At 43.2% G+C, this 6,359-nt stretch carries 7 protein-coding genes and 1 pseudogene; 2 read left to right on the top strand and 6 right to left on the bottom strand.

What is annotated here, in order from left to right:
* The 6 genes and pseudogenes from HWQ36_RS10300 to HWQ36_RS10275 form a co-directional block, all read right to left on the bottom strand.
* Window positions 1-350: XisI protein (locus tag HWQ36_RS10300; RefSeq protein WP_292701543.1), on the bottom strand; the 350-nt coding region annotated here is incomplete at its 3' end.
* Entirely contained in the window at window positions 338-754 is a 417-nt protein-coding gene (locus HWQ36_RS10295) for a XisH family protein (protein ID WP_292701540.1), read from the bottom strand. The genes HWQ36_RS10295 and HWQ36_RS10300, both read right to left, overlap by 13 nt.
* 79 nt (window positions 755-833) lie before the next feature.
* Window positions 834-1,145, bottom strand: coding sequence for a Uma2 family endonuclease (locus tag HWQ36_RS10290; RefSeq protein ID WP_292701553.1), 312 nt, complete (start codon window positions 1,143-1,145; stop codon window positions 834-836).
* A gap of 251 nt (window positions 1,146-1,396) precedes the next feature.
* Window positions 1,397-1,750, bottom strand: a pseudogene (locus tag HWQ36_RS10285) (Uma2 family endonuclease); the annotation flags it as partial.
* 166 nt (window positions 1,751-1,916) lie between these two features.
* Window positions 1,917-2,552, bottom strand: a complete 636-nt coding sequence (locus HWQ36_RS10280) for a transaldolase family protein (protein ID WP_292701538.1) — start codon at window positions 2,550-2,552, stop codon at window positions 1,917-1,919.
* 103 nt (window positions 2,553-2,655) lie between these two features.
* A complete protein-coding gene (locus HWQ36_RS10275) occupies window positions 2,656-2,943 on the bottom strand; it encodes a type II toxin-antitoxin system Phd/YefM family antitoxin (RefSeq protein WP_292701535.1) in 288 nt (95 codons plus the stop codon).
* 238 nt (window positions 2,944-3,181) lie between these two features.
* Between HWQ36_RS10275 and HWQ36_RS10270 the strand changes: the two genes are divergently transcribed.
* Together HWQ36_RS10270 and HWQ36_RS10265 are read left to right on the top strand one after the other, a co-directional pair.
* Window positions 3,182-5,707, top strand: a complete 2,526-nt coding sequence (locus HWQ36_RS10270) for a sigma 54-interacting transcriptional regulator (protein ID WP_292701532.1) — start codon at window positions 3,182-3,184, stop codon at window positions 5,705-5,707.
* Window positions 5,708-5,987: 280 nt separating this feature from the next.
* Window positions 5,988-6,326 (top strand): hypothetical protein, encoded by a 339-nt coding sequence (locus HWQ36_RS10265; RefSeq protein ID WP_292701529.1) that lies wholly within the window; start codon window positions 5,988-5,990, stop codon window positions 6,324-6,326.
* Window positions 6,327-6,359 lie beyond the last annotated feature (33 nt).

Genomic DNA, 6,359 nt, shown 5'->3' with positions numbered 1-6,359 from the left:
CTTATCTCAATGGTCAGCTTACTAGCTGATATTTTTGCAAAGGTGAGATGCTCCCGATGTAAACCTAGAATAATATCCTCCTTTGGCACACCAATTGCTACGAATTCCTGTGCTATATCTACATCAGTCATATTGCGCTGAATCCAAATCTTCCCATCTTTAATGTCCAAATGAATGATACAGTTATAAACTCGCTTAAGTCCTTCCCAGCCAACTTCTAAAAGCTGGTAGTGGTCATGCTCTGTATCAAACATAAGCTGAGACTCAATATCTGAATTGTCACTCTCAAAAGTAGCGTGAGACGTTAATACTTGGCGGATGCTTTGACGGTACTGTTCTACTCTTTCCATTCGACAATCACCTCCTGAAGTGGATCATAGCTCACCAACTTCACTTGATAAAGCTTGATAGCCTCTTGAGTGAATCGCTCTTGAAAGAATGAGTCAAAGATATCGACTGGAACTGCTAAATATAATGTTCTATCTGGTTCACTCATCTGTAATGCAAGGCGATAGTTCAAAAACTGCCCGAGTGCGGAGTGAAAGTCAGTGATGACAGAACTATTAAGAAAGCTTTTGATTTCAACTGCAATTTTTCGCCCCGCCTTATCAGCTGCAAGGACTTTTTCTGCCGCTAAGTCAATCTCAAATTTTACACGCTCAATCCTGATTTTTAGCGGATCTGCTGTAATCACCCACTGCTCTTTTAAAAGTGCTTGTTTAACAGCATCATGGAATAGGTCTTTGGCAGCCATTTCTCCTCACGTTGCAGCGTTGGCGATGCCTTTCCTGCGGAACGCTACGCGAACGGCGGGCTATGCCAACGCAAAATATTTAATTCTCACTCGTCAATTTCCGTCGCAATTCCCGAATTGCGGCGCTAGTATTACGCTCGGAGGCAATTTTTAAACACTCTGTGACTACCTCTGACACATTGATATTAGGGAAATAACGGCTACTGCTTTCAACAGTGTAGCGATCGCCTTGCAATCTGTAAATTACAAGCTGGTTCTTCCTGAACAACCAAACTTCTGGTACTCGATAAGGCAGGTAGTCATTCACATCGGTGTAGCTGGTGATGTCTATCTCCACCACCAAATCGGGTGATGGAGCAACGCCCCAATTGACAGGGTAAGCGCATCTAATTTTGTAGCTCTTGATACAGACAAAAAGCTTAAAACTTTATCTGAATATCAATTTTTCATTCAAAATAGGACGAATTGTCGTAAATGATTGAAAAAACATGGGTCAAATAGCTTTTTATGTTTTTTAACCACATAAAGACGAAAATGTCAATCCCACCCCTTGGCTCAGTGTAGTAATTTTGAACTTATTTGTGCTTTGGGTGAACCCCAAAACTACCGTGTCAATAGGGTTTGAGATGCGCTTACCCTGCCCCAATTGATGCGGTTTTTACCTGCGATTGCCTGCCAGTTTTCAATATAAAAACAGTAGTCTGGTTCTATACCACTTTCCTGTGGTAGTTCCATTGTGATTGGGGTAAATGCCTCGTATTCTCGTTCCAGATGATCGAGCAAAACTTTGACTACATCTGCAATTACACTTACTTTACGCCCATGTTCTGGTAGTGATGCCATCAAGAGAATTTCTCCATCTCGATACTTGATACGAGGCGAAGAGCGATCGCCTAGTTGTTCACTCAATGCTTGATAATCTTGCCAACTTCCGAGTAGGCGTACTACCGCACCTGGGGGCAAATGGATTGTATCGGGTGTGACAACAGCAAACATAGAACTGATACCTCCACCTCAACTGTAATGCTTTGGATATTAATTGCTGCGGCTAAAAAATACAGCAGCGACAATAATTAAACCTAAAAGCGCTAGAGGAACCCAGAGATTAGGAATATCTGACAAACTCATATTTAATTACGAATTACGAATTACGAATTACGAATTATCTTAAGCCAATGCCTCCTTTAGCGAATTCTTCAACAGTTTTCTGTGAAAATTCATGAGTTGCGATCGCCTGCAACATTACCAATGGTAAAGTCAAATGATCCGCCCCGGCTTGCAATGAGGCGGCTGCTTCTTCGGGAGATTTGATACTAGCTGCCAAGATTTCAGTATCACTGCCTTTGAGGACGCTAGCCATATCCCGCACTAAGGCAATACCATCACCTAACAACCGCGTAGCCCGATTTACATAAGCTATAGCAATTTTCGCTCCCGCCTCCCGTGCTACTGCTGCTTGTGCTGCACTGTAAATTGCTGTCACCGAACAGGTAATTTCTGGTGATAGATTCGCTACCACTTCAAAACCTAACGGTGTTGCGGGAATCTTTAAAATTGTTTGTGAACCAATAATTTCAAAAGCTTTTCTACCTTCAGCTAGCATTCCAGCTTTATCAGATGCCACAAGTTGATAGTATAACGGGCCATTCGTCAAGGCAACCAAATTTTTGAGCGTGGTTTCTGGTGGCGTATCGCTTTGAGACAACAGCGTGGGATTGGTTGTAATGCCTTTCACCCATCCCCAAAGCTTAACAACTTCGGCTTCAGATGCGATCGCTGAGTCTAAATATAGTGCCATAATTTTTCCTCTTAATGCTCTCGCTATAACTCTGTATTTATATCTCTTGCGTTGTGAAGCACACGAAGCACTACAACGGTTTCGTCCTGAATGACTCGGTACTTCATTCCTCATCCAGCGATTTCATTATCTCCTGAAATACCTGATCAGCAGGCTCTCCTTTTCCTGCTTTCATCTCTTCGAGTGCCATCTTAACTGCATCAATAGTCTCAAGCCTTTCAACAAGCTCTAGGAGTTTCTGGTACGACTCGACATCCTGCACAACAAGTTCAGCTTTACCGTTAATAGTCAGCACTATCGGTTGTCCAGTCTCCCGTAGCTGCTCCATAAATTCTGTGGTGTTACGCTTAAAGTTTGAAAGGGAATTAATACCCTTACTGATATTCAACATGAAACCTCCTAGTCACAAAATTTAGTCCGCGTCACTAAATTTGCATCAAATTTAGTTTACGCTTAATACGAGTGTAATACAAAAGTTTTTAGCTTAATAGCAAGAAAAAACATTACACATTAAACCTGCCTTGAAAATAAAACGGTTGGTCTAATGTGTAATAAATGAACACAGATATTTTGACATACCCTTTCAGGGATAATTCTGGTTATACAGCAGCCTACACGGAGAACTTAAGATGACATCTCCAGAAACGGTTATATGGCTACAAGAACGCACCACTTTAGGAATTCTCTCGCCTGAAGTGTTAAATGCGATCGCACAAGTAATTGAAGAACAAGTAGTGAGTGCCGAAACTGACTTAGTTAGCGAAGGCACTCCTCCAGAAGCCCTTTATATTCTCGTAGAAGGTCAACTCGAAAGCAATACCACCAATGAAACTAATCCAGCCTTAGCTTGTGGATTCCTCCCTGGTGCAGTGATTCACCTCAAAGAGTTGCTGTTGGAAGAATTAACTCCATTGACAATTACTACCGTAACCGAATGTCATTTGTGGGTTATACCTGCTGCTAAATTTCGCGCTTTAGTTACCCAATATCCCGAAATTGCTCAGGCTTTTTCCCGCCAATTGGTTCAAGAATTAGCTCAGGTAACATCTGCACTTAGTTATGAACAAGAACGTTCTGTAGCTTTGCGACCATATTTAGTTACCAAAGCGCAACGAGGAATTGTGGGTACAAGTCGCTATGCTGTGCGGTTGCGGGAGCAAATTCGAGAAGCAGCATCTGACCGCAAATCAGTGGATATTTTCGGAGAACCAGGGTTAGAAAAAGACAATATAGCAGCACTTATCCACTTTGGTTCTCCAAAACGGCGAGAGCCAATAATTAAAGTCAATTGCGGTATTCTGCAAACTAGCGGTGCAGACTTATTTGGTCGCGCTGGCGGTAAACCAGGACTGCTGGAATGGTTAGGAGAAGGTACTTTAGTTCTCAACAACATCCAAGAATTGCCCGAAGAATTATTACCTTCCGTGACGCAGTTGCTTAAAACTGGCACATACACCCCCGTGACTCGTTCTGGAGAGACAGCACCCGAACCTCGTCCCAGTAAAGCCAGAATTCTGATTGTTTCCGAAAAAACTCAGTCAACAATTGAACGCTGTATTGGTCACATTATTAAAGTACCACCGCTACGGGTGCGGAAAGCTGATATTCAGACACAAGTCGAATATTATACCAGTCTTTATACACGCTCTAGAGGCGTTCCGAAACCGCACATTACCCCAGAAGCTTTACGTCGCCTCCAGTCTTATGATTTTCCTGGGAACCTCAAGGAATTGAAAAATCTGGTAGAAAGAGCGATCGTGCAAGCAGAGGGTGCTAATGAATTAACAGAAGAAATTTTCTGGCCAGCCGAAACGAAGAAAAAACGATTTCGAGTAAATCTGTTAAATGCCTATCCTAGTTTGCGGCGATTTTTACGTAGTCCTTGGTGGCCCGATCGCATTAACTATGGTTTTACTGCAACGGCTTTTGCAATCATCGTTGCAGTATTATTTATTGGGCCACAAACCCGCGATCGCAATTTTGTATTAAATCTATTTTGGGCTTGGTGGTGGCCTTTCTTCTTATTTCTCTTTCCCTTTTTGGGACGCATCTGGTGTTCTGTTTGTCCCTTCATGATTTACGGCGAAATTACCCAAAAGTTATCTCTCTGGCTCTGGCCGCGACAACTCAAACGCTGGCCAAGACAGCAAGCTGAGAAATGGGGCGGATGGTTCATGTTTGGTTTATTCACCCTAATTTTCTTATGGGAAGAACTCTGGCATTTAGAAAATACCGCTTACCTCAGCGCTTGTTTGTTGCTGTTAATTACCGCAGGGGCAATGATTTTCTCCGCCATTTTTGAACGGCGATTTTGGTGTCGGTATCTGTGCCCCATTGGTGGGATGAATGGTTTATTTGCCAAACTCTCAATGACGGAACTTCGCGCCCAGCAAGGGATATGTTCTGCCAGTTGTACCACATATCAGTGCTATAAGGGTGGGCCACAAAAGGGCGAAGGTATGGAAACGAACGGATGTCCTTTATACTCCCACCCAGCGCAGTTAGAAGATAACAGAGATTGCGTACTGTGCATGACTTGCCTTAAAGCCTGTCCCCATCGTTCCGTCGAATTCAACTTGCGTCCCCCTGGAATTGAACTGTGGACAACTCATGTACCCCGCACTTATGAAGTAGCATTATTGTTTTTGCTGTTGGGTGGAATATATCTGCATCGCTTGCCAGAATTGCAATCTTGGTTGGGGTTACAACTGGATTTAGCTCAGTTTTGGCTGCACTTGGGATTATCACTGCTAGTGTTAATTATCCCAGCAATATTTACCTTTGGGGCTTATGGCTTGCTGAAATTGTTGAATTTTAACCGGAAGCCAAAATCATTTGTAGAACTTGCTTATGGCTATTTACCATTGGTATTGGGTGGGAACTTGGCTCATTATCTGCGTTTGGGCTTAGGCGAAGGTGGGCGGATTTTACCTGTTACCTTTGCTACTTTTGGTTTGGGTGGCGAACAATTGCCAATATTGGTTGCTCACCCGGCTGTGATTGCCTTTTTGCAAGGTGCAACGATAATTTTATCAGTGTTGATGACTATGTTATTAACGCAAAAGATTGCCAAGCAACCAGTGCGTACACTCATACAGCAACACTTAGCAGCGATCGCTTTGGGAGCTAGTATGTGGGCGATTATCGTGTTTTAGCGAGCGATCGTTTGTACGGCTTTGAATCTTACTCCCCTTCCAGCAACAAAAGTTTTTCCGCTTCCCTCTCCTCGTAGGAGAGGGTTAGGGAGAGGTAGGGAAGGGGTTGGGGGTTAGGTCTTTATTAGACTCAACTGAAAACCACCATATTCCCCCAGGCGGTTTCTAATCGCCTGGGCTAGGTGCAAAATGTGAGTTAAGAACATTCTTCCCTACGAACGTGATAGAAAATACTTATATGATTTATGATTTTTGATTCATAGTGTAAGGATTACAGATAATGCATGTTCTAAAAAGATCCATCAAACCAGCAACCTATATATCATTCCTCCACATCTACCAAACAACTTGGGGGACTGCTGGTGATATTTGTTTAATCCGTGAATCTATCGCTGAAGAAAGTACAGCGAAGTTTGTCGGGCACAAAATCCAACTAGCAATTCCTAAAGGGCTGGAGCGCGATCGCATCGCCAACTGTCCGATCATCAAAGTTGCAGGTAATGTCGGCGACGGACATCCAAAAGAGCATCCGTTGGAATGGGAGGCTTATGAAGGTGTAGATCCAGAACTAGCCCTAGCGGCTCTCAAACCTTGGGGCTTCAAGTTAATAGAGCTTTAATGCGGCGAGTTGATTCAGTTCAACTCGCCAGGA

It is taken from the genome of Nostoc sp. NMS2, assembly GCF_017115105.1.
Taxonomy (GTDB): Bacteria; Cyanobacteriota; Cyanobacteriia; order Cyanobacteriales; family Nostocaceae; genus Nostoc.
This window is presented reverse-complemented; position numbering and strand designations above follow the sequence as displayed.

Coding starts and splice junctions, on each gene's coding strand:
- HWQ36_RS10295 (WP_292701540.1), bottom strand. CDS start 754: ATGGCTGCCAAAGACCTATTCCATGATGCTGTTAAACAAGCACTTTTA.
- HWQ36_RS10280 (WP_292701538.1), bottom strand. CDS start 2,552: ATGGCACTATATTTAGACTCAGCGATCGCATCTGAAGCCGAAGTTGTT.
- HWQ36_RS10275 (WP_292701535.1), bottom strand. CDS start 2,943: ATGTTGAATATCAGTAAGGGTATTAATTCCCTTTCAAACTTTAAGCGT.
- HWQ36_RS10270 (WP_292701532.1), top strand. CDS start 3,182: ATGACATCTCCAGAAACGGTTATATGGCTACAAGAACGCACCACTTTA.
- HWQ36_RS10265 (WP_292701529.1), top strand. CDS start 5,988: ATGCATGTTCTAAAAAGATCCATCAAACCAGCAACCTATATATCATTC.